The following is a 20,906-nucleotide window of genomic DNA, read 5'->3' as shown; positions in this document are numbered from 1 at the left end:
TACACCGGTGAACAGTGAACAGTTGGGTGTACACCCCAGGTGAACAGCGGTGACCGGACAGCCGAGGGCGCCCCTTGAAGGGATGATCCCGATCCATGGCCCGACAGCGACAAGGCGCCAGCGTGCGCGAATACGCCGACGCCGCCGGCGTCAGCGCGGCCATGGTCGGCAAGGACAAGAAGGCCGGGCGGCTGGTCCTGCATCCCGACGGGTCGATCGACGTCGAGGCGTCGCTGGCCCGGCGCGGCGCAACGGTCAATCCGGCCTACGAGGCAGGCGCCGCGGCCAGTCCCGGCTCGGGCTTTGCCGGCAAGCAGCGACGGGGGCAGGCGGCGCCTCCGGATCATCCGCCGGCAGCGGTCGTCGAGGCGGTCGGCGACGCGCTCGACCCGGACGCGGTCAGACTGCCGACGATTGCCGGTGGTGAGGATGCCGCCACCGCCTATCTGCGGGCCAAGACGGCGACCGAACTGTTCAAGGCCAAGAAGGCCCAGCTCGACTATGACCAGACCTGCGGCACGCTGGTGAGCCGCGCGGCGGCGGAGAAGCTGTTGTTCTCCGTCCTGCGCCAGCACCGCGATGCCCTGGTCAATCTGCCCGCGCGCATTGCCGGGCCGCTGGCCGCCGAGCTGGGCGTGGCCGAAGGCCCGCTGGTGGTCGCCCTGGAACGGGTCCTCCACGATCATCTGGAATCGCTGGCCGATGCTGAATTTGACATGGGATAGCGGGACCGACCCGGCGCTGGCGGATGTCGACTCGCTGCTGAAGGCGGCGGTCCGGGGCGTGCGCCCGGAACCGCGTGTGACGGTGACCGAATGGGCCGAGCAGTATCGCCGGCTGTCCAGCCGGGCGAGCGCCGAGCCGGGCCGCTGGGATACCGGGCGCACGCCGTATCTGCGCGAGATCATGGATCAACTGTCGACCACCAGCCCGGTGCAGCGGATCATCCTGATGAAATCGTCCCAGGTCGGCGGCACCGAGGCCGGGAACAACTGGATCGGCTATGTCGTCCACCGCGCGCCCGGGCCGATGATGGCCGTGTCGCCCACCGTCCAGATGGCCAAGCGCAACGGCCGCCAACGAATCAAGCCGCTGATCGAGGAAACGCCGGTGCTGTCGGAGCTGATCCGCCCGCCACGGGAGCGCGACAGCGGCAATACCGAACTGTCCAAGGAATTCCCCGGCGGGGTGCTGGTGCTGACGGGCGCGAATTCGGCCTCGGCGCTGCGCTCGATGCCGGCGCGCTATCTGATGCTCGACGAGGTCGACGCCTATCCGGGCGACGTCGACGACGAGGGCGACCCGGTCCAGATCGCCGAGGTCCGCACCAAGACGTACCGGGCCCGGCGTAAGGTGTTCCTGGTGTCGTCGCCGACAATCACCGGGGCGTCGAAGATCGAGAGCGAATACGAGGCTTCGGACCAGCGGCGCTACTTCGTGCCGTGCCCCGACTGCGGCCATTGCCAGCATCTGGTGTTCGCGCAGCTGCGCTGGGATCCGGGTCGACCGGAGACGGCGGCTTATGCCTGCGCGGACTGCGGCACGCTGATCCCGGAACGCCACAAGACGGCGATGCTGGCTGACGGCGTCTGGCGGGCGACGGCGGAATGCAACGATCCGGCGACGGCCGGCTATCACATCAATGCGCTCTACAGCCCCGCCGGCTGGGAAAGCTGGGCCGATCTGGCGCGCAAATGGGAAGCCGCGACCACCGACGAGGGCCGCAAGGTATTCTTCAACACCGCGCTCGGCCTGACCTTCCAGGTCAAGGGCGAAGCCCCGGAATGGGAACGGCTCTATGATCGCCGGGAAGAGTGGGCGGCGGCCGTACCGGCGGGCGTCCTGGTCATCACGATCGGGGTCGACGTCCAGGGCGACCGGCTGGAACTCTCGGTCTGGGGCTGGGGGCGGGGGCTGGAGTCCTGGTGGCTCGACCATCACGTCATCGATCACGGCCCGCACACGCCGGAGGCCTGGGACGCGCTGACCGCGTATCTGGATCGCAACTGGGTGACGGCCGACGGTGCGCCGTTGAAAGCCGCCATGACCGCCATCGACAGTGGCGAGTTCACCAATGCCGTCTACGCCTATGTGCGCCGGCGGCGGTCGGGCAAGATCATCGCCGTCAAGGGGATCGACAGTTTCAGCCAGGTCGTGCCGGTCTGGGGGCCGACCTATGTCGACGTGACCGAAGCCGGGGTCAAGCGCCGCCGGGGCGTCCGGCTGTGGAAGGTCGCCTCCAGCGCGTTCAAGGTCGAGACCTATGACTGGCTGCGCCTGGCGCGGCCGACAGAGGAGGAACGCGCCGAGGGCGTCGTCGATCCGCCGGGCACGGTGCATGTCCCCCGGCATATCGGCGCCGAACCACTCAAGCAGCTGGTGGCCGAGGAACTGGTCCGCACCAAGGGGCGCCACGGCAAGCTGCAATGGCAGAAGCGCCGCGACCGAAACGAGACACTGGACTGCCGGGTCTATGCCCGGGCGGCGGCGGCGATCCTGGGTGCCGATCGATGGCAGGAGCGGATCTGGGCGCGGCTGGAAAGCCAGATCCGGGATGCCGCCGGCGAATGCGAACCGCTGCCGCCCGGCGCGGCCATCGCGGATCCGGCACCGGACGCGGGCGAGACGTCGACGCCGGACGGCAACGCGGCGCCGACCCCCAAACGCAAAGCCGGGCTGATCAAGCCCGTGCGCCCGCCATCAACGGCCGGGCAGGCTGTTTACAGCACCTATTGACCACCTTTCCTGACGAGGCATCCATGGAATCGCTGGACGAGCTGAAAGCGCGGCGCGCCCGCCTGGCCGGAATCCGTTACGGCGGGGCGTCCCGGGTCAAGCACGGCAACAAGGACACCCAGTTCCGGTCCGACGAGGACCTCGCCCGGGCCATCCGCGACCTCGATGATCGTATCGCCCGCACCGAGGGCCGGGGCCGGCCGCGATTCGACCGCGCGGTCTATATCGGGAAGGGGCTGTAGATGGCCGGTCACACCCCCGGATTCGAGGCGGCCGGCGCAAGCCAGCGCCTGCGCGCCTTCCAGCCCAGCCGCGCGCATGTCAACGAGATGATCGCCGCGACCGGGGCGACCGTCCTGGCGCGGGCGCGCTGGCTGGTCCGCAACAACGGCTATGCCGCCAATGCCGCCGATGCCTGGGCGGCCCATGCGGTCGGCGAGGGGATCAAGCCCAACCCGGAGGCCAAGGGCCGCAAGCGCGAGCAGCTGCTGGAACTGTGGCGCTACTGGACCGACGAGGCCGACGCGGACGGCCGGACCGACTTCTACGGGCTGCAGCGTCAGGTGGCGCACGAGGTGTTCGTGGCCGGCGAAGTGTTCCTGCGCTTCATCCCGCGTCCGGCGCCGGACTTGCTGGCGGTGCCGCTGCAGATCCAGCTGGTTCCTTCCGAAATGGTCCCGCTCGACAGGTCGGAGGATCTGCCGGGCGGCAATGCGGTGCGCAATGGTGTGGAGTTCGACGGCCAGGGCCGGCGGGTCGCCTATCACGTCCATCGTCATCATCCCGGGCGCGGGGGCGGTGCCTTCGGTGCGGCAAGTGCGGCCGAGACGGCGCGCGTGCCGGCGGAAGAGATGATACATGTCTTCGATGCCGACGAGGTCGGCCAGCTCCGCGGCGTCAGCCGTCTGGCGCCGGCGGTGGTCAAGCTGTTCACGCTCGATGCCTATGACGATGCCGAACTCGACCGCAAGAAGATGGCGGCCATGTTCACCGCCTTCGTGCAACGGGCGGCCAATGACGAGCAGCCCGAGGAACGCTCGGTACCGGACTCGGCCAATTCGGGCGCCGCGCCGGCGCCGATGCCGCTCCTGCCGCTGACGCCGGGCCTGATCCAGCGGCTGGGTGAGGGCGAAGAGGTCACCTTCAGCCAGCCGGCCGAAAGCGGGTCGAGCTTCGAACCGTTCCAGTACCGCACGCTGGCGCAGATCGCGGCGGCGGTACGCATGCCCTACGCCTATGTGTCGGGCGATATGCTGAAGGCGAACTACTCCAACAGCCGGACGTCGCTGATCGACTTCCGCCGCCGGATGCAGTCGTTCCAGTTCTCGGTGCTGGTCCACCAGCTCTGTCGGCCGATCTGGCATCGCTGGCTGGCTACCGGAGATCTGTCCGGGGCGCTGACCCTGCCGGCCGGGCGCATGGCGCGCCGTCGGCTGCGCTATGCCGAATGGCTGCCGCCGCGCTGGGACTGGATCGACCCCGGCCGCGACAGTGCCGCTGAAATCCAGCAGATCCGCGCCGGTCTCAAGTCCCGGACCCAGGCGATCGCCGAGCGCGGCTACGACCCCGGCCAGATCGATGCCGAGATCGCCGAGGACTATGCCCGGGCCGACGCGCTGGGGCTGGTGCTCGACACCGATGGCCGGAAGGTGAGCCAGGCCGGCCTCGCCCAGCCGCAACTCCCGGCTCCCGATCCCGATGCCGCCCCCGATTCCGACACCAAGGACGACGCCCCATGACCGCACGCAGCTGGTTCACGATGACAGCCACCGCCGCCGGCGCGGCGGAGATCTGGATCCTGGACGAGATCGGGGCCTTCGGCGTCTCGGCCGCCGGCTTCGCCCGCGACCTGGCCGCGCTGGGCGAGGTGGACGCGATCACGCTGCGCGTCACCAGCCCGGGCGGGGCGGTGTTCGACGCGATCGCCATCCACAACATCCTGCGCCGTCACCCGGCCACGGTCACCGCCCGGATCGAAGGCGTGGCCGCCTCGGCCGCCTCGCTGATTGTCATGGCCGCCGACCGGATCGAGATGCCGGGTAACGCGCTGATGATGATCCACGACCCGGCCGGCTCCGTCGCCGGCGGGCCGGAACAGATGCGCCAGATGGCCGAAGGCCTGTCCCGCATCCGCGACGGCGTGGTCGCGGTCTATGCCGAGCGCAGTGGCCAGACGCCGGAGTCGGTGCGGTCGCTGATGGCCGCCGAAACCTGGATGACGGCCGAAGAGGCCGTGGCCGCCGGGTTCGCCGATGCCGTGCTCGACCCGGTCACCGTCACCGCCCGGTTCGAGGCCGGCCGCTACTTCGCCGACCCGCCCCGGGATCTGGCGCTCTGCCTGTCCCCTTCCCACCAGCCCGAAAGGATTCCCATGCCCGATCCCAGTCCCCAACCGAACGCTGATCCCGCTATGACCGCCGATCCCGCAGCCAGTCCCGCTCCGGTGCCCGCCGCCCCGGCCGAGGCGCCCGCCGTCCCGCCCGGCATCGTCGGCGCCCGCGCCGCCGCAACGACGCAGCCCAGTGCTCCGGCAGGCGACACCGCCGCCATCCGCCGTCAGGCGGCCGCGGTCATGCGTGTGGCCGAACAGGCGCGGATGTTGAACGTCACCGTCGATGCCATGGCGGCGATCGAGCAGGGCGTCGATCCCGGCGCCCTGCGCCAGGCGGTGCTGGACGCCGCCGCCAATGCCGCGGCCGCCGCGCCGGCGATCGTCACCGCCCGGCCGGTGGATGCCCCGAACCAGCCCGCGCCGGGGCAGGGCTGGGACGCGGCCATGTCGGGTGTGGCCGGTAAGTCGGAGGCTGGCTGATGGTCATGCTCGATACCCCCCTTTCCGAAGGCCCGCGCCCGCTGGCCTTCCTGGTGTCCGAGGCCTCGGGCCGCCGCTCGCGCGCCGTGGTCACGGTCGAGGAAGGCTTCGATCTGGAGCCCGGCACCGTGTTCGGCATCAGGACGGTGACCGGCCGGGCGGTCCCGGTCGATCCGGCGGCCGAGGACGGCTCGCAGGATCCGGCCGGGGTGCTGGCCTATGCCGCCCGGGCGGCGCGCCACGCCGTCAAGGTCACGGCCATCACCCGCGACGCCGAACTGGCCGCCCACGCCCTGATCTGGCCCGACGCGGTGTCGGCCGAAGACAGGGACGCCATGACCGATACCCTGGCCGCGCGCGGCCTGATCCTGCGCTGAGCCCTTTCCCGACCAAGGAATCCGAACAGATGGATATCTTCCAGCACGAGGCTTTCTCCCAGGCCTCGTTGACCCATGCCGCCTCGAAGATCCCGTTCCGGCCGCGATTGCTCGGCCAGATGGGGCTCTTCCAGCACAAGCACAGCTTTACTACCGTGCTGAAGGTCGAGCGCCGCGACGGCGTGTTGCGCCTGGTGCCGACCTCGCCGCGCGGGGCGCCGCACCAGCACTCCCCGGGCGGCAAGCGCGAGATCCAGTTCTTCGAACCACCCCGGCTCCAGGACGGCTTTACCCTTTATGCCGACGAGCTTCAGAATATCCGCCAGTTCGCGTCGAACGAGCTGGCCGACGTCCAGCGCGAGTTCGCCGAGCGCAAGCTTCAGCCCCGCGACAATCTGGAACTGACCATGGAGCATCACCGCGTCGGGGCGGTGCAGGGGATCGTCCTCGACGCCGATGGCGAGACGGTGCTGATCGACTGGTTCGAGGCCTGGGGCATCGAGCGGCCCGAGGCGATCGTCCTCGACCTCGACACGGCCGAAGCCAAGGTGCGCCTGCAATGCATGGATATCCGCCGGCGCATGGCGCGGGCGGCCAAAGGGCTGTTCGGCGAGGATGTGCGCATCGTCGCACTGACGGGCGACAGCTTCTTCGACAAGTTGATCAGCCACCCGGAGGTCGAGCGCACCTATCTGAACCACTCGGCGGCGGCCGAGCTGCGCGAGGGCAAGGCCTATGACCGGTTTACCTACGGCAATATCGAGTTCGTGAACTATCGCGGCACCGACGACCAGTCGACGGTGGCGATCCCCACCGACGAGGCGCGGTTCTTCCCTGTCGGTGTGCCCGATCTGTTCCAGGTCGGCTTCGCGCCCGGCGAATCCTATGACGCCGTAAACCGTAAGGCCCAGGAACTCTATGCCCGGGTCATCCTCGACCGCGACCGGGATGAATGGTCCCAGTACGAGCTGACCAGCTATCCGCTGCATATCTGCACCCGCCCGGAGGTGCTGTTGACCGGCAAGGTATCGGCATGAGCTGGGCCGATCATGTCGCCATGGCGAATGACGTCTGCGAGGCGGCCTTCGGCCGGGAGGTGACCTACCGCCCGGCCGGGGCCGAGCCGGGCGATCCGCCGCTGACGGTCGTTGCGATATTCGACAACGAGCCGGGTCACCTGACCGCCGCCGGCACGGTGCCAATCAGCACGGCGGAACCGACGCTGGCCGTGCGGGTCTCGACGCTCGGCCGGGAGCCGGTGCGGGGTGACCGCGTGACGGTGGACGGCCAGCAGTACAAGGCCATCGACGTGCAGCCCGACAGCGCCGGCGATGGACGGACACTGCGGCTGCACCGGGACGCGGATGGCGTCGGCGCCGGCGCCGGCAGCGGGGGAGGCCCCCATGCGCGCCGCCCGTGAGGCGATCCGCAGTGCGGTGCGCGACCGGCTGGTGGGGGACAGCGAGGGCGGTGCCTATGCCACCCGGGCGGAAGGGCGTGTCTGGGCCAGCCACACCGTCGCCGCGCATCCCGGCGACTTCCCGATCATCCTGGTCTACACCCGCGAGGAGACGCGCGAACGCGAGGCCTGGCCCGGCGGTCCCGATCGGCGGCGTCTGTCGCTGGCGGTGGAGATCTATACCGCCGGCCCCCGGGCTGACGATCACGCCGACTGGATCGCCGAGGAAGCCGAGACCGCGCTGGTCCGGGATCCGACGCTGGGTGGTCTGGCCGAATCGCTGGACTACCGCTCAAGCGAGACCGAACTCGGCATCCACGGCCAGGGCGAGCCCGGCGAAATGCCGTTCCTGGTCATGACCCAGATGTGGGACATCGTCTATCGCACGGCCGACCGGCGCGTTCCCGACACCGCGCCGGTCCTGAGCGAAGCAATGACCACGGACGCCATCACCGCCCTGGTCCGGGAGCGGCTGCCGGCCGATCCCGATATGGGCCGTGTCGCCGCCAGACGTCTGGAAGCGGTCGAGGCCTATGTTGCCGATGCCCCGGATCCGGCCAGCGACGGCGACAGCTTCGATCCGACCGCCCACGACCCCGATGCCGCAACCCCTTTTGTCGTTGTCCGGCAAAGCTGGATCACGGTGCATCCGGCCTGGCCGGTGGGGGCCGATCCGGCACAGCGGCCCGACACCGTCTATCTCGGCCACGCCCCGGAAATCGGCCCGGCGCACGAGCCGGACTACGAAGCCCTGATTCGCAACGGATAAGCCCATGGCCGAACGCCCGACCCTCGATCGCGACCTGTCTGAGGCCGAACGCCGGATCGCCGGGCTGGTCCAGTACGCCGTGGTGACCGAGGCCAGCTACGACCCGCCGCGCCTGCGCGTCTCGACCGGGCCGGTCACCAGCAACTGGATCCCCTTCGCCACGGCGCGCGCCGGGCAGGACCGGACTTGGCACCCGCCGGAGGTGGGGGAACAGGTGGTAGTGATCTGTCCCGGTGGCGATCTCAATCAGGGCTGCGTGGTCGGCTCGCTCTACCGCGCCGCCCATCCGCCCCCGGCCGACAGTGCCGATATCCACCGTACCGAATATGCCGACGGCACCGTCGTCGAGCATGACCGCGCCCAGGGCCTGACCCGCATCGCCGCCAAGGGGCGGGTCAGGGTTGAAGCCGAGGGGGACATAACGCTACGCTCGAAAGGGGCGATCGCGATCCGGGCCGAGGGGCCGATCACGATCAATGGGGCGACGGTGGATATTAATTAATTTACGGTGATACTAATTTTACTTGTGTCAATAATTCTCGCCTAGAGGATGAAATGAGCAAGAACATAGATGAATTCTGTCGTGATCATAATATGTCGAAACAACGATATGGGTATTGCGTTTACTCTATCCATTCTGATGATGGAAAAAATTACGTTGGATCAACGACTAATCTGTATGACAGAATACGTAAGCACTATTATGAGCTTATAAATAATAAGCATCACTCTGTCAAACTACAGTCGGAATTCAATAAAAATAGCTCTGGATTGTCAGTTTCAATTCTTGAAGAATTAACAAATGATTCAGATATAAAAACGTTGCGAAATAAAGAGCAATTTTGGATCGACAAACTTAATAGTTTTCTAGAAGGGTACAACTCTAAAAGCCGCGCCGAGGGACCCGAAGTCGGATTACTGACCTACGCGCTCAATCTAAAAAGAAGTCGTCAAGAAGAATTCATCGACGTATATATGACGAAAGTAAATTATGAATTGAGCGCCACAAAAGAGGATATTGAAAATCATAATACAGAATTTCAGGAAACGATTCATAATCGGGGTAAATACGGATTGTTTCTGTTTCTAATGTTTGGAGTGGGATTTCATTTTGAAATTTATATTATCATGGTGATTGCGTTCATCGGATCTATATTTATTATTTTTCCACTACCAAAATCTTTAAATAGCGTTTCGAGAGAGAGAGTGAAAAGAGAGGAAAATAGAGAATTAGAGAACGCAAAGTTGTTTGCATTAGATAGCCTCGCAAAAATAATGTCTTACGAAAAGATGATTGATTTCAACAGAGCGAAAGATTTAATTGAAGATTGTGAACAGATGTATATGGAACGCGAACAAAAAGCAGAGTTTTATAGAATGAAAAGTAATTCTAGAAGAAGATTAAAAAAATACTTTTAACCTACTATAATATTTTGCCTACTATTATATGGATAATAGTATTAATAAATTGAAATCACGATCCGTTCGTAGGATGAAATATTACAAAGACCGATTCTCGGAAGATACTGATTGAGTGCCGATTTTTTGTATCAAACACGTTGGTCTCTCGCTGCTGATCCTACGAGTCAATTCTATGCCCCCAGCCACCCGCCTCGGCGATCTCTGCACCGGCCATGACTGCTGGCCGTCCCGGCCGTCGGTCGCGGGTAGTGGCGATGTCCGGATCGAGAGGAAGGCCGCGCATCGCGTTGGTGACGCCTGGGACGTGCATTGCTGCGTCGACCGGTCGAGCGATTGCCATGCCGGGGTTCTGGCGGCCGGGTCCGGCACCGTGCGGATCAACGGCCGCCCGGCCGGTCGGATCGGCGACCCTGTGAGTTGCGGCTCGGCGGTCGCGACCGGCGCCGCCACGGTGCGCATCGGCGGATAAACCGAGGGTTTCCCATGCAAGGCATGAACGCCATCACCGGCCAGCCTGTGGCCGGAACGGATCATCTCGCCCAGTCGATCCGCGACATCCTGACCACGCGGGTCGGCACGCGGGTGATGAGGCGGGCGTACGGCTCGGACCTGCCGCGTCTGGTCGACGCCCCGCTGACGCCGGCGACCGTCGTCGATTTCTATGCCGCCACCGCCAGGGCCCTGCGCCGGTGGGAGCCACGCCTGCGCCTGACCCGGGTCCAGGCGGTCGCCGGATCGCGTCCCGGCCAGGTGGTGTTGAGCCTGTCCGGCCGGGTGGTCGCCGACAATCAATCCGTTTCCCTGACCGTGGAGCTGTCGCCATGACCGACCTCGATATCCCGCCGGTGCGCGCCTATGCCGGGGTCGATCTGGCTTCGTTCACGCCGCCGCCGATCGTCGACGAGGGCGATTTCGAGGCGATTTATGCCGAGATGCGCGCCGAGTTCGTCCGGCGCTATCCTGATTACTCGGCCATGGTCGAGTCCGATCCGGTCTCGGCGTTGTTGCAGGCCAATGCCTGGCGCGAGCTGCTCTTGCGCCAGCGTATCAACGAGGCCTCGCGCGCCACCCTGCTGGCCAGCGCCCGGAGTGAGGATCTCGACCGCAAGGCCTGGGACCTGTCGCAGACCAAACGGCTGTTGATCGAGCCCGGCGATCCCGACGCCCTGCCGCCGGTCGAACCGGTCTGGGAAGAGGACGACGCCCTGCGCGAACGGGCCCAGCTGGCGCTCTACCGGCTGAGCGTGGCCGGGCCGGACAACGCCTATATCTCCGCCGCCCGCGATGCGCATCCGGCGATCAAGTCGGCCTCGGTCGCCAGTCCGGAACCGGGCCGGGTGATCGTCACCGTGCTGACCCGCGAGGGCCGGGGCGTGCCGGGACCGGAAGTATTGGCGGCGGTGGAAGCGGCGCTGTCCGCCCGCGACGTCCGGCCGCTGACCGACCGGGTCGAGGTGCGCGCCGCCGCGATCATCGCGTACCGGGTCGAGGCGCGCTTGCGGGTCTATGACGGCCCCGACGCCGAGGTGGTGCGCGCCGAGGCCGAAAAGCGCCTGCGGGCTTACGTCGCCGCCCGTCACCGGCTGGGCGATCCGGTCGCCCGGTCGGGCCTCTTTGCCGCGCTGTCGCCGTCGGGGGTTCAGCTGGTCACGCTCGACAGCCCGGCCGATCACATCCTGCCCACGGCGCATGAGGCGGCGTGGTGCGAAGCCGTCACCATCACTCTGGAGGATTGACCCCATGGCCCTGACACCCCTTGGCACCGACACCGCCGTTGCCGCGCTGGCGGCGGCCGCGACCTCCCTGTCGCTGCACGGCGACGATCCCGGCGCCGACGGCGCCCAGGAGATCGACGGCGGCGACTATGCCCGCCGCCCGGTGACCTGGAGCGCGCCGGAGAACGGCGCGGTTGCCGCCACCGGCACGATCGGCTTCGAGGTGCCGGCCGGTGCTGTCGTCTCCCATATCGGCCTGTGGTCGGAGACCGGCGGCTTTCTGGCGAAGATCAGCGTGCCGGAAGAGATGTTCGGCTCGGCCGGCGAATACCGCGTGACCGAACTGACGCTGACCGTCGGCGACTGCCCCGTATCCGGTGACGGGGGTGGCGCATGACCGCGCTGGTCTTTCCCGGTGAGCCCGACGCCGAGGGCTGGGCGCCGGTGGTCGCCGCCCATCACCGCCCGGACGACCTGGCGCCCGAGCGCCGGGCGCAGGGCATCGAAGTCGACACCTGGGATCCGCCCGCCGACACCGAATTCCGCACCCATACCGCTTTCGTGCAGGTCGAGACCGGTGTCGTCGAGTATCGCCCGGTCGCCCGGCCGGTCGATCCGCGCCGCGTTCGCGCGCTGTTCACCCATGCCGAGCGCCGGGCGATCAAGCTTGCCGACGGTCTGGACGTGGCCGGGGCCGCCGATCTCGCCATCCTCTGGGAAGACGTTTTCGACCGCGAGACCGTCACCCTCGACGATCCGGCGGTGGCCGACCTGCTCGACTGGCTGGTCGCCCGCGATCTGCTGACCGCCGAACGCCGGGACGCCATCGCCTCCGGCCAGCCGCCTGCCTGATCTGCTGCCCCGCTCCCTTCCATAGGCCCTCATGACCGAACCCGCGCCCTATCTTGTCGGCAGCGATCAGCTGACCGACGGGACCGGTCTGCGCGGATTCGCGGCCGACGGCACCCCGCTCTGGGCGCGGGAGGTCCGGGCGACGGCGCTGGCCCGCCATCGCGACGGCTGGCTGGTCGCCGGTGGTGCGAGCCGTGTCCGTCGTCTCGACCCCGACGGGACCGAGATCTGGTCGGCGGAGGCCGGCGGCACCCTGCGCGCCGTCGCCGTCAACCTGGCCGGAACCGTGGTCGCCGCCACCGCCGGCGGTGTGGCCGCCTTCGACGCCGATGGCGCGCCGCTATGGACGATAGAGAGTAATTCGGACGTCTGGGGCGTTGCCATCGACCGCGACGGCGGCATTGCGCTGGCCAGGGTCGATGGCCGGGTCGAGCGCCGCGACGCCGGCGGTGCCCTGATCTGGGCGGTCGAGCGGGGCGCCGCCGCGATCGCGGTCGCGCTGACCTCAGCCGGCGGGGTCATCGCCACCGGCAGCGCCGACGGCGATGGCCGGCATCTGACGGCTTATGACGCCGATGGCGCCCCGCGCTGGTCGGCATCGTTCGGCTCGGCCCCCTATATCTGGGCCGTCGCGGTCGATGATCGCGGCCATGTCACGGTCGGCGGCGCCCCCGATGCCGGCATCGTCGCCCGTCAGTACACCGGCGACGGCGAGGTCGTCTGGTCGAGCACTGCAGGCGACCCGGGCCAGATCCGCGCCCTGTCGGTGACGCCGGACGGGACCGTGCTGACCGCCGGCGCCTGGGGCATTGGCCCCAAAGCGGCGCTGCTCGACGCCGGTACCGGCGCCGTGATCTGGACCGATGACAGCTTCGACCGCGCCGCCTCGACGGCGGCCGCACCGGGCGTGCGCGGCGGTGGACACTGGCGCCACGAGGCCGAACGGGCGGCGCACGCCCGGGCTGCGGCGACGCTTGCGGCCGTCGCCCGCAAGCGAACCGGCGGTGGCGGCGGGATCGTCTCGACGGCCAGGGTTACTCCGATGGTCGCGCGCCGATCGGGGGAGGCGGCGGCCCTGACGGTGGGGGTGATCGGGGCCGCCGCAGCCGCGAGAACAGCCCGCGTCGTCGGCAACGTGCGGGCCGCCGTAGATCTTCCAGCGGCTGCCTTCAGATTGATCCGGACACCGGCAACGATCAAGACGGACGTAACCGTCGGAGCCGCCGGCGTGGCGATCACGGACGCGCCGGCCGAGCCGCAGATTGTAACCGCCGACGTCACCGTCACGGCAGGGGCAACCCTCGATGTCTCAGCCGGCCGGATCGCCGGTGGTGGGGCGGGATCGCGGGTCGACGTTTCCTTGGCCAGCACCGGCCACAAGCGGGCCGACCGCACCGGGGCGACCGCTTTCACATTCGGGATCGCCGGGCACGGTCGACCGTACCGGCGGGGCGCCGCCGGAACTGTTGCCGGTGGCACCGGGCGCGCCGCGACAACCGGCCTTAGGGTCACCGTTGCCTCAACACGGGCAATCGGCAGCGGCAATGCCACCACGACCGCCGCCCACTACGGCCGGGCCCGATCGCGCATCGGCAACCGGGGCCGGGCGGCGATCGCAACCGCCAAGCCGCGCCCGACGCTGCTGCCGTCGAGCGCCACCAACGAAATGCGCGCGCTCGAGGCCGTGACCGTTCGCACCACCGATCTGCCGGCACTGCACCGACACAACGCCGATCCCGAGCGGGTCCGCTCGCAGTTGCTGCCCTGGCAGGCCTGGGAGCGCGCCGTCGATATCTGGGACACGACCTGGCCCGACGCCACCAAGCGCGCGGTCTCGGGCCGCGCCATCGCCACCCACCGCATCCGGGGCACCCCGGCGGCGGTGGAATCGGCACTCGCCAGCCTCGGCGTCGACGACTCGGTACTGACCGAATGGTTCGAGGAAGACCCTGCCGGGCCGCCCTACACCTTTCGCGCCACCGTCACCCGCGCCGGCGGTATCGAGCGCGGGCTGACCCGCAATCTCGGCCGCGCCGTCGCCGCCTCCAAGAACACCCGCAGCCACATGACCCGGCTGACCCTGGTCGTGCCCATGGCCGCGACGCCGTTTCATGCCGCCCCGGCCGCACTCGCCGGTCAGGCGGTCACCGTCGCCCCGATCTGGGATCCGCCCGGACCGATCGCCGGCACCGCCGCCGGGGCGGGTGCGGTCCACACCGTCACGGCCGTCACCGTGCCCGCTCACCATGAGGCCCCCCACAACGAGGATACTTATGCCTGACCAGGACTATTACACCATCCTGACCGATGCCGGCCGGGCCGAGCTGGCCGCCGCCATGGCCGACGATAGCCCGCTGGGCATTGCCGAGGCGGCGCTGGGCGATGGCGGCGGGACGAGCTATGACCCGACGCCGGACCAGACGGCACTGGTCGGCGAATGGCATCGCCGGCCGGTCAACCGGATCACCGTCGATCCCGCCAACCCGCATTGGGTGGTGGTCGAGGTGGTGGTGCCGATGTCGGTCGGCGGGCATTACGTGCGCGAGGTCGGGCTGATCGACAGCGACGGCGCCCTGATCGCGATCGCCAAGTTCCCGCCGACCTACAAGCCGACGCTGATCGCCGGTACCGGCTCCGACCTGATCATCCGGGTGATCCTGGAGGTGGTCAACGCGGATTCGGTCGAACTGCTGATCGACCCGACAGTGGTCACGGCCAGTCGCGCCTATGTCGACCAGACGGTCGGGGCGATGGCCGGTGATCTGACGCAGGCGATCGGGACGTTGGCCGATGATCTCGATGACGCCGCCTGGCGGCCGGTCATCGACGCGATCGACAAAGCGGACCCGTCCACCGCCGGCCTGCCCACGGCCGCCGCCGTGATCGCCGCCGTCAACGACGCGCTTGCCGCCGGCCTGCGGCCGCGCCGGGTGACCATCCTCGATAATCCGGGCGATCACAGCTATCGCAAGCCCGTCTGGCTGCGCGAAGTCTGGGCGATCGGTACGGCCGCCGGCGGCGGGGGCGGCGGCACTGAAGCCGGGGCGGGCGGCGAAGCGGTCGGCTCCGGCGGCGGCGCCGGCGGCACCTTTCTCCGGCGCCGGCCGGCAACGGCCCTGAACACGGCCGAGAATATCCGGGTCGGCTGGGGCGGACCCGGCGGATACGGCCACGATCAGGGCGGTCATGGCGGGGCGACGTCGTTTGGCGCCCACGCCACGGCGACCGGCGGGCGCGGCGGTGGCGGGTCCGTCAACCGTGATAGCGGGACGGGGCGCGGCAGTGGCGGGCTCGGTGGCAGCGCCCATGGCGGCGACCTCAATCTCGGCGGTCAGGCAGGCGGATCGGCACCGGTGATCCGGGGGCGCGGCGTTCCCAGCGGCTTCGGCGGCGCCGGCTTCTGGGGTGGTGGCGGTATCAGCCGGATGAACAGCTATGTCGTGATCGACGGCACTGACGGCACCGCGCCCGGGAGCGGTGGCGGCGGGGCAAGCACGAACTACAAGAACGCCCATGGCCGGGGCGGTCGCGGCGCCCACGGGCTGATGATGCTGATCGAACTGGAGGCTTTGGCATGAAAGCACTGATCCATAACGGCCGGATCGAACAGATCGAAGGCGAAGCGTTCCCGGTGGCGGCCCCGCTTCACTGGGTCGACGCGCCCGAGGCGGCCGAGGTCGGCTGGCACCATGACGGCACGGTCTTCGCCCCGCCCCCAACTGATGCCGGAACCGTCACTTGGCCCGCGATCCGCCGCGAGCGCGACGACCGCCTGATCGCCAGCGACTGGACCCAATTGCCCGACGCCGATCTGAGCGACGCGGAACGAGAGGCCTGGCGCGGCTATCGCAAGGCCCTGCGCGACATCACCGACGCCTTCAACGACCCGGCGGCGGTTGTCTGGCCGGATCCGCCTTCGGTGACTGACGGCTAAACGATATCGTCGAGATCGACCTTCAAGGCCCCGGCGATGGCTTCCATCATCGACTGGCTGCCGTCTTTCTGGCCCGACTCAATTGCCGACAGGTCAGCCGCGTCGACACCGGCGGCGGCCGCCAGGGCCTCAAGCGTCATACGGCGATGCTCCCGCCACACCCGCACCGGGTTCTCACCGGCGTTCACCCGTCGTGAAACCGCAGCCGGCGTCAACTGATCGACGCTCCGGCGAATGGCTTCGGCGAGCGACAGTTCGCGGTCATCAGGCACTTGTTCGTCTCCGTGGGTCCATCACTCGTGCGCCTTCCTAACACCACCCGCCAGCGAGCGGGTTTTTTTTGCTCAACCACAGGAGATCGTATGCCTAATTCCTTTCTTCACGGCGTCGAGGTCGTCGAGATCGACCACGGCCCACGCCCGATCCGCACGGTGCGCTCGAGCGTCATCGGCGTTGTCGGCACCGCGCCCGACGCCGATGCGCAAGTCTTTCCCCTCGACACGCCGGTGCTCGTCGCCGGCAGTCGCCGCGAGGCGGCCGGACTGGGCGAGGCCGGCACGCTGCCCGACGCGCTTGCCTCGATCTTCGACCAGGTCGGCGCGATGGTGGTGGTCATCCGGGTGGCCGAGGGCAGTGACGACAGCGACACCCGCGCCAACGTCATCGGCGGGGTCGACGCCGAGACCGACGCCTATACCGGCGTGCATGCGCTCAAGGCCGCCCAGTCCGGGCTGGGGCTGACGCCGCGCCTGCTGATCGCGCCGGGCTTCACCCATCAGCGCCCGCCCGACCCGGACGATCCCGACCGGCTGCTGGCCAACCCGGTGGTCGCCGCCCTGCAGGCGATCGCGAAGCAGCTGCGCGCCGCCATCATCGCGGACGGCCCGGACACGACCGATGAGGCGGCGATCGGGTATCGCGGCGACTGGGGCAGCGCGCGCGTGTTCCTGGTCGATCCGCATGTCAGGGTCGATCGCGGCGGGATCCGCACGGTCCCGGTCAGCGCCGCCGTGGCCGGGCTGATCGCCCGCATCGACGCCGAGCGCGGCTTCTGGTGGAGCCCATCGAACCAGGAGCTGTTCGGCATCATCGGCACCGCGCGGCCGGTGGACTTCCGGCTCGGCGACCGCAACGCACGCGCCAACTATCTGAACGAGAACGACGTCGCCACCGTCATCCGCGAGAACGGCTATCGGCTGTGGGGCAACCGCACCTGTTCGTCGGATCCGCGCTGGGCGTTCCTCAGCGTCCGGCGCACCGCCGACATGGTCAACGAGTCGGTCCAGCGCGCGCATCTCTGGGCCGTCGATCGCGCCATCTCCCGGACCTACATCGAGGACGTGACCGAAGGCGTGAACGGCTATCTGCGCAGTCTCAAGGCCCGCGGCGCGATCCTGGGCGGCGAGTGCTGGCCCGATCCCGACCTCAACACGCCCGCCAACATCTCCCAGGGCAAGGTCTACTTCAACTTCGACTTCACCGCGCCGTATCCGGCCGAACACATCACGTTCCGGTCGATGATGACCGACGGCTATCTGGAGGAACTGGTCGCATGAAACACCCGCGTGTCCTGAAGGACTTCAATCTCTTCATCGACGGCGAAGGCTATATCGGCCGCGCCGAGGAGGTGACGCTGCCGGTGCTGGAGCTGAACACCGACGAGTATCGCGGCGCCGGCATGGACGCCCCGGTCGATATCGATATCGGCATGAACAAGCTGCGGGTTTCGCTGGGGCTGAAGGATTTCGACGACCGCGTTCACCGGGTGTTCGCCAAGCCGGAATTGCCCATTACCGTGCGCGGCGAGATCCAGGCCCAGGGCGAGCCCAGCCGGGCCGTCCTGGCCCAGATGCGCGGCATGTTCACCAAGGTCGATGCCGGCGCCTGGCAGCCCGGCTCCCCCGGCAAGCTGTCGGGCGAGGGGACGCTGACCTTCTACAAGCTGACCATCGACGGCCGCGAAGCCGCCTATATCGACATCATGAACACGGTCCGCCGCATCGACGGTGTCGACCATCTGGCCGAGCGGCGCGAGATCCTCGGCATCTGAACCACCCCCATTGCTATTCCCCCCTTATCACAACCCGTTGGAGCCTGAGCGATGACCAAAGCCGTCACGGAAATCACCCTGTCCCATCCGCTGGATGACGGGCGCACGAGTTTGCGCCTGCGCCGACCGCGCACCGGCGATCTGCGCCGTATGCAGGAGTACGGCAATCAGGCCGAACAGACCTTCTATCTGGTCGGCCAGCTGGCTGAATTGGGTCCCGAAGAAGTTGATCAGATCGATGTCGAGGACTTCGAGGCCATCGCCCTGGCGATCGAGGGAATGCTGGGAAAGCGCGGCAAACCATCGGGTCGCGCGGCCTCGAAGCGCTGATCGCGGTTGTTGCGGCGGTCTTCCACTGGCCGCTGTCGGAGATCGACCAGCTGACCCCGGCCGAGCTGGTCGCCTGGGCCGACCGGGCGATCGCCTGCCACAAGGCGCTCAGTCCCCGCATGTGAGGCGCATCCATGTCTTCCAGGACCACCGCCACGATCGAGATCGCGGCGCTCGATCGGCTGTCGGCCCCGGTGCGTCGGATGAACGACGCCATCCAGCGGATGACCAGTCCGATCGGGCGGTTGACCCGATCCGTCCGCGCCCTTTCGCGGGAGACCGGGTTTTCCCGGCTGGGTGCCCAGGTCGCCGACGTTCAGCGCCGGCTGATGGGGCTAGGCGCCGGCGTCCAGCAGTCGATCGGCCGGCTGGGGCAGCTATCCGCGATCGCCGGGCTTGGTGGCGGTGGGGCTGCGGCCGCGCTCTTCACCCTGACCAACCGGGTGTCGGAGCAGGGCGATGAACTTATCATCGCCGCCCGGCGCCTCGGCATGGGCACCGATGCCCTGCAACGCCTGCGCTTCGCGGCCGAGGAAACCGGCGTCGGTGTCGCTACATTCGACCGATCCATCGAGCGTCTTGGCCGATCGTCCCAGCAGGCGATCGAGGGCAACGACAATCTGCGCGCGGCTTTTGGCGAACTGGGCGTCCGGGTCCAGGAAGAGCAGGGCAACATCCGCGAGACCGACCAGCTGCTCTACGAGATGGCCGATGCCCTGGCGGCGATCGAGGATCCGACCCGCCGGGCCTATCTCGCCCAGCAGCTGATGGGCCGGTCCGGCCGGGCCATGGTCGACATGATGGCCGACGGGTCGGCGGGGCTGGAAGACCTGGGCCGACAGGCCGAGGAAACCGGCAACATCTTCAGCGATGACGCGCTGGACTCCGCCCAGGCGTATCAGGGAGCATTGGGCGACCTGTCCAACCGGGTCACGGGCCTGCGCAACCGGCTCGGCCTGGAACTGATGCCGGTCATCCAGGATGTCATCGAGCGGCTGGGCGGGTGGCTGGCCGCCAACCAGGATCTGATCCAGTCCCGCATCGAAGCCTGGGTCGGACGCTTCGCCCAGGTCATGGCCGATCTGGCCGATCCGGCCAGCGACATCCGCGTGCGCATCGCTGAACTGACCGACGGTCTGGCCACGGCCTGGGACGCCTTCTCCCGCGTCTCCGAGGTCGTCGGCGGGCCGCTGAACGGGGCATTGCTGGCGCTTGGTGGGTATGTCCTGACCCCGGTGATTGCGGCAACGGTGTCGTTGGCGACCGGGCTGATCGGCCTGGCCGGGGCATTGTCGACCGTCGTGACCGGGTTGGGCGCCATGGCGCTTGCCGCCATCCGGGCCGGGGTCGCGTTCATGATGACCCCGATCGGCTGGATCACCGCCGGCATCGCCGCCGTTGCCGGGGCGGCCTATCTGATCTACCAGCATTGGGAACCGATCAGCGCGTGGTTCGCCGGGATGTGGGCGTGGGTCAAGGAAACGGCCGGCGCCGCCCTGAGCTGGATCACCGACTTCCTGTGGAACTGGAATCCGGGCGTGATCGTGGCCCGGGCGATCAACGGAATCGTCGAGGCGCTGTTCGGCATCGACCTGTTCGAGGTCGGCCGCGACTGGATCGGCCGGCTGGCCGAGGGCATCGCCGAGCGTTGGCAGCGCCTGACCGCCTGGCTGCGCGAAGCGATATCCGGTCTCACCGCCTGGATGCCGGACTGGGTCAAGGAACGCCTCGGCATCGAGGTCACGGCCACGCCGCTGACCGACGACGAGATCGACGCCCGGGCCGCCGAAACCGCGCGGCGGGAGACGAGCGGGCAGGGGCCCGGACCGGGTGCCGGCTACGACGAGGCCTTCGCGCGCGAACGCGACCGTCTGCGCGCCGAGAACGCCCGCTTGCGCGAAGAGGCCGAAGCGGGTCTGGCGGTGCCGGAGCTGCCCACGACCGAGACACCGGCGGCGACCCGCGCCGCCCCGGACCCGTCGCGCTATACCGTCGCGGTGGACGTGCCCGAGATCGCGGCGCCGACTGTCGTCGATCGCGCCACACCGCCCCGGCCGTCGCTGCCGACCCTCGATCCGGCCGACACCGCGCTGCCCGAGATAGACGTGCCGACGGTTGCCGCGCCGGCCACCGAATCTAGCCTGTCGGCGCTGGACGCGGCGGCGCCGACGGCCGGCATCGGGACGACCGGGACCGACCCGGCGGACATGGCGTCGCTGACCGCGCTGTTGGAAGAGGCGACCGGTACCGGAGCGGCGGCGGCTGAGGGGGCCGCCGGCCGCGTGCTCGGCGAACAGACCCGGCCGGTGCAGATCACCATCGCCCCCGGTGCGGTCCAGGTGACGGCCCAGGGGCCCGATCCGGACGACGTGATCCGGCAACTGCGCGAGCGGCTGCCCGACCTGTTCGAGGATGCCGGCGCGGCCGCCCGCGACCGGTTCAACGATTAA

Annotated in this window: 25 protein-coding genes; 24 read left to right on the top strand and 1 reads right to left on the bottom strand. The window is 68.4% G+C overall.

All coding sequences use genetic code 11. From position 1 onward, the window contains the following. The first annotated feature begins 95 nt into the window (after positions 1-95). The 19 genes from ABZ728_RS03835 (at position 96) to ABZ728_RS03745 (ending at position 16,076) form a co-directional block, all read left to right on the top strand. On the top strand, positions 96-725 hold the full coding sequence (locus ABZ728_RS03835) for a hypothetical protein (RefSeq protein ID WP_366654449.1): 630 nt from the start codon (positions 96-98) through the stop codon (positions 723-725). After that, positions 703-2,736, top strand: coding sequence for a phage terminase large subunit family protein (locus ABZ728_RS03830; protein WP_366654447.1), 2,034 nt, complete (start codon positions 703-705; stop codon positions 2,734-2,736). Before ABZ728_RS03835 ends, ABZ728_RS03830 begins: the two co-directional genes overlap by 23 nt. A 23-nt stretch (positions 2,737-2,759) precedes the next feature. Further along, positions 2,760-2,978, top strand: a complete 219-nt coding sequence (locus tag ABZ728_RS03825; protein WP_366654445.1) for a phage head-tail joining protein — start codon at positions 2,760-2,762, stop codon at positions 2,976-2,978. After that, positions 2,979-4,475: a phage portal protein gene (locus tag ABZ728_RS03820; RefSeq protein WP_366654444.1), complete on the top strand. Its 1,497-nt coding sequence runs from the start codon at positions 2,979-2,981 to the stop codon at positions 4,473-4,475. Beyond that, positions 4,472-5,548, top strand: a complete 1,077-nt coding sequence (locus tag ABZ728_RS03815; protein WP_366654443.1) for a head maturation protease, ClpP-related — start codon at positions 4,472-4,474, stop codon at positions 5,546-5,548. Before ABZ728_RS03820 ends, ABZ728_RS03815 begins: the two co-directional genes overlap by 4 nt. A gap of 5 nt (positions 5,549-5,553) precedes the next feature. Then, positions 5,554-5,925, top strand: coding sequence for a head decoration protein (locus ABZ728_RS03810; protein ID WP_366654442.1), 372 nt, complete (start codon positions 5,554-5,556; stop codon positions 5,923-5,925). Between the two features lie 29 nt (positions 5,926-5,954). Then, positions 5,955-6,962: a major capsid protein gene (locus ABZ728_RS03805; RefSeq protein ID WP_366654441.1), complete on the top strand. Its 1,008-nt coding sequence runs from the start codon at positions 5,955-5,957 to the stop codon at positions 6,960-6,962. Next, positions 6,959-7,345, top strand: a complete 387-nt coding sequence (locus ABZ728_RS03800; RefSeq protein ID WP_366654439.1) for a hypothetical protein — start codon at positions 6,959-6,961, stop codon at positions 7,343-7,345. The genes ABZ728_RS03805 and ABZ728_RS03800 overlap by 4 nt, the downstream gene beginning before the upstream one ends. Continuing rightward, a complete protein-coding gene (locus ABZ728_RS03795; RefSeq protein ID WP_366654437.1) occupies positions 7,329-8,153 on the top strand; it encodes a hypothetical protein in 825 nt (274 codons plus the stop codon). Before ABZ728_RS03800 ends, ABZ728_RS03795 begins: the two co-directional genes overlap by 17 nt. Before the next feature lie 4 nt (positions 8,154-8,157). Next, positions 8,158-8,655, top strand: a complete 498-nt coding sequence (locus tag ABZ728_RS03790) for a phage baseplate assembly protein V (protein WP_366654435.1) — start codon at positions 8,158-8,160, stop codon at positions 8,653-8,655. A gap of 53 nt (positions 8,656-8,708) precedes the next feature. Beyond that, complete coding sequence (locus ABZ728_RS03785; RefSeq protein WP_366654434.1) at positions 8,709-9,572, top strand: GIY-YIG nuclease family protein; 864 nt, start codon at positions 8,709-8,711, stop codon at positions 9,570-9,572. 175 nt (positions 9,573-9,747) lie between these two features. Beyond that, positions 9,748-10,044, top strand: a complete 297-nt coding sequence (locus ABZ728_RS03780) for a PAAR domain-containing protein (RefSeq protein WP_366654433.1) — start codon at positions 9,748-9,750, stop codon at positions 10,042-10,044. Between the two features lie 14 nt (positions 10,045-10,058). After that, entirely contained in the window at positions 10,059-10,400 is a 342-nt protein-coding gene (locus ABZ728_RS03775; RefSeq protein ID WP_366654432.1) for a GPW/gp25 family protein, read from the top strand. Then, positions 10,397-11,311, top strand: coding sequence for a baseplate J/gp47 family protein (locus ABZ728_RS03770; RefSeq protein WP_366654431.1), 915 nt, complete (start codon positions 10,397-10,399; stop codon positions 11,309-11,311). The genes ABZ728_RS03775 and ABZ728_RS03770 overlap by 4 nt, the downstream gene beginning before the upstream one ends. A 4-nt stretch (positions 11,312-11,315) precedes the next feature. Beyond that, the gene (locus ABZ728_RS03765; protein ID WP_366654430.1) at positions 11,316-11,687 is read left to right on the top strand and encodes a hypothetical protein; all 372 of its coding nucleotides are present in this window, start codon (positions 11,316-11,318) and stop codon (positions 11,685-11,687) included. Next, on the top strand, positions 11,684-12,142 hold the full coding sequence (locus ABZ728_RS03760; RefSeq protein WP_366654429.1) for a hypothetical protein: 459 nt from the start codon (positions 11,684-11,686) through the stop codon (positions 12,140-12,142). Before ABZ728_RS03765 ends, ABZ728_RS03760 begins: the two co-directional genes overlap by 4 nt. A gap of 31 nt (positions 12,143-12,173) precedes the next feature. After that, positions 12,174-14,423, top strand: coding sequence for a phage tail protein I (locus ABZ728_RS03755; protein WP_366654428.1), 2,250 nt, complete (start codon positions 12,174-12,176; stop codon positions 14,421-14,423). Beyond that, the gene (locus ABZ728_RS03750) at positions 14,416-15,720 is read left to right on the top strand and encodes a phage tail protein (RefSeq protein WP_366654427.1); all 1,305 of its coding nucleotides are present in this window, start codon (positions 14,416-14,418) and stop codon (positions 15,718-15,720) included. The genes ABZ728_RS03755 and ABZ728_RS03750 overlap by 8 nt, the downstream gene beginning before the upstream one ends. Continuing rightward, entirely contained in the window at positions 15,717-16,076 is a 360-nt protein-coding gene (locus ABZ728_RS03745) for a tail fiber assembly protein (RefSeq protein WP_366654426.1), read from the top strand. The genes ABZ728_RS03750 and ABZ728_RS03745 overlap by 4 nt, the downstream gene beginning before the upstream one ends. Here the strand turns inward: ABZ728_RS03745 and ABZ728_RS03740 are convergent. Continuing rightward, positions 16,073-16,348, bottom strand: coding sequence for a helix-turn-helix domain-containing protein (locus tag ABZ728_RS03740; protein ID WP_366654424.1), 276 nt, complete (start codon positions 16,346-16,348; stop codon positions 16,073-16,075). The genes ABZ728_RS03745 and ABZ728_RS03740 overlap by 4 nt on opposite strands. 90 nt (positions 16,349-16,438) lie before the next feature. Between ABZ728_RS03740 and ABZ728_RS03735 the strand changes: the two genes are divergently transcribed. The 5 genes from ABZ728_RS03735 to ABZ728_RS03715 are packed head-to-tail and all read left to right on the top strand — an operon-like array spanning position 16,439 to position 20,906. Continuing rightward, complete coding sequence (locus tag ABZ728_RS03735; RefSeq protein WP_366654423.1) at positions 16,439-17,632, top strand: phage tail sheath subtilisin-like domain-containing protein; 1,194 nt, start codon at positions 16,439-16,441, stop codon at positions 17,630-17,632. Beyond that, complete coding sequence (locus ABZ728_RS03730) at positions 17,629-18,126, top strand: phage major tail tube protein (protein WP_366654422.1); 498 nt, start codon at positions 17,629-17,631, stop codon at positions 18,124-18,126. Before ABZ728_RS03735 ends, ABZ728_RS03730 begins: the two co-directional genes overlap by 4 nt. Positions 18,127-18,177: 51 nt before the next feature. Next, positions 18,178-18,456, top strand: coding sequence for a phage tail assembly protein (locus ABZ728_RS03725; protein ID WP_366654421.1), 279 nt, complete (start codon positions 18,178-18,180; stop codon positions 18,454-18,456). Further along, a complete protein-coding gene (locus ABZ728_RS03720) occupies positions 18,429-18,581 on the top strand; it encodes a GpE family phage tail protein (protein ID WP_366655082.1) in 153 nt (50 codons plus the stop codon). Before ABZ728_RS03725 ends, ABZ728_RS03720 begins: the two co-directional genes overlap by 28 nt. Before the next feature lie 9 nt (positions 18,582-18,590). Then, on the top strand, positions 18,591-20,906 hold the full coding sequence (locus tag ABZ728_RS03715) for a hypothetical protein (RefSeq protein ID WP_366654419.1): 2,316 nt from the start codon (positions 18,591-18,593) through the stop codon (positions 20,904-20,906).

Source organism: Fodinicurvata sp. EGI_FJ10296 (genome assembly GCF_040712075.1).
Classification (GTDB): Bacteria; Pseudomonadota; Alphaproteobacteria; order DSM-16000; family Inquilinaceae; genus JBFCVL01.
This window is presented reverse-complemented; position numbering and strand designations above follow the sequence as displayed.

Coding starts and splice junctions, on each gene's coding strand:
- ABZ728_RS03835 (WP_366654449.1), top strand. CDS start 96: ATGGCCCGACAGCGACAAGGCGCCAGCGTGCGCGAATACGCCGACGCC.
- ABZ728_RS03830 (WP_366654447.1), top strand. CDS start 703: ATGCTGAATTTGACATGGGATAGCGGGACCGACCCGGCGCTGGCGGAT.
- ABZ728_RS03825 (WP_366654445.1), top strand. CDS start 2,760: ATGGAATCGCTGGACGAGCTGAAAGCGCGGCGCGCCCGCCTGGCCGGA.
- ABZ728_RS03820 (WP_366654444.1), top strand. CDS start 2,979: ATGGCCGGTCACACCCCCGGATTCGAGGCGGCCGGCGCAAGCCAGCGC.
- ABZ728_RS03815 (WP_366654443.1), top strand. CDS start 4,472: ATGACCGCACGCAGCTGGTTCACGATGACAGCCACCGCCGCCGGCGCG.
- ABZ728_RS03810 (WP_366654442.1), top strand. CDS start 5,554: ATGCTCGATACCCCCCTTTCCGAAGGCCCGCGCCCGCTGGCCTTCCTG.
- ABZ728_RS03805 (WP_366654441.1), top strand. CDS start 5,955: ATGGATATCTTCCAGCACGAGGCTTTCTCCCAGGCCTCGTTGACCCAT.
- ABZ728_RS03800 (WP_366654439.1), top strand. CDS start 6,959: ATGAGCTGGGCCGATCATGTCGCCATGGCGAATGACGTCTGCGAGGCG.
- ABZ728_RS03795 (WP_366654437.1), top strand. CDS start 7,329: ATGCGCGCCGCCCGTGAGGCGATCCGCAGTGCGGTGCGCGACCGGCTG.
- ABZ728_RS03790 (WP_366654435.1), top strand. CDS start 8,158: ATGGCCGAACGCCCGACCCTCGATCGCGACCTGTCTGAGGCCGAACGC.
- ABZ728_RS03785 (WP_366654434.1), top strand. CDS start 8,709: ATGAGCAAGAACATAGATGAATTCTGTCGTGATCATAATATGTCGAAA.
- ABZ728_RS03780 (WP_366654433.1), top strand. CDS start 9,748: ATGCCCCCAGCCACCCGCCTCGGCGATCTCTGCACCGGCCATGACTGC.
- ABZ728_RS03775 (WP_366654432.1), top strand. CDS start 10,059: ATGCAAGGCATGAACGCCATCACCGGCCAGCCTGTGGCCGGAACGGAT.
- ABZ728_RS03770 (WP_366654431.1), top strand. CDS start 10,397: ATGACCGACCTCGATATCCCGCCGGTGCGCGCCTATGCCGGGGTCGAT.
- ABZ728_RS03765 (WP_366654430.1), top strand. CDS start 11,316: ATGGCCCTGACACCCCTTGGCACCGACACCGCCGTTGCCGCGCTGGCG.
- ABZ728_RS03760 (WP_366654429.1), top strand. CDS start 11,684: ATGACCGCGCTGGTCTTTCCCGGTGAGCCCGACGCCGAGGGCTGGGCG.
- ABZ728_RS03755 (WP_366654428.1), top strand. CDS start 12,174: ATGACCGAACCCGCGCCCTATCTTGTCGGCAGCGATCAGCTGACCGAC.
- ABZ728_RS03750 (WP_366654427.1), top strand. CDS start 14,416: ATGCCTGACCAGGACTATTACACCATCCTGACCGATGCCGGCCGGGCC.
- ABZ728_RS03745 (WP_366654426.1), top strand. CDS start 15,717: ATGAAAGCACTGATCCATAACGGCCGGATCGAACAGATCGAAGGCGAA.
- ABZ728_RS03735 (WP_366654423.1), top strand. CDS start 16,439: ATGCCTAATTCCTTTCTTCACGGCGTCGAGGTCGTCGAGATCGACCAC.
- ABZ728_RS03730 (WP_366654422.1), top strand. CDS start 17,629: ATGAAACACCCGCGTGTCCTGAAGGACTTCAATCTCTTCATCGACGGC.
- ABZ728_RS03725 (WP_366654421.1), top strand. CDS start 18,178: ATGACCAAAGCCGTCACGGAAATCACCCTGTCCCATCCGCTGGATGAC.
- ABZ728_RS03715 (WP_366654419.1), top strand. CDS start 18,591: ATGTCTTCCAGGACCACCGCCACGATCGAGATCGCGGCGCTCGATCGG.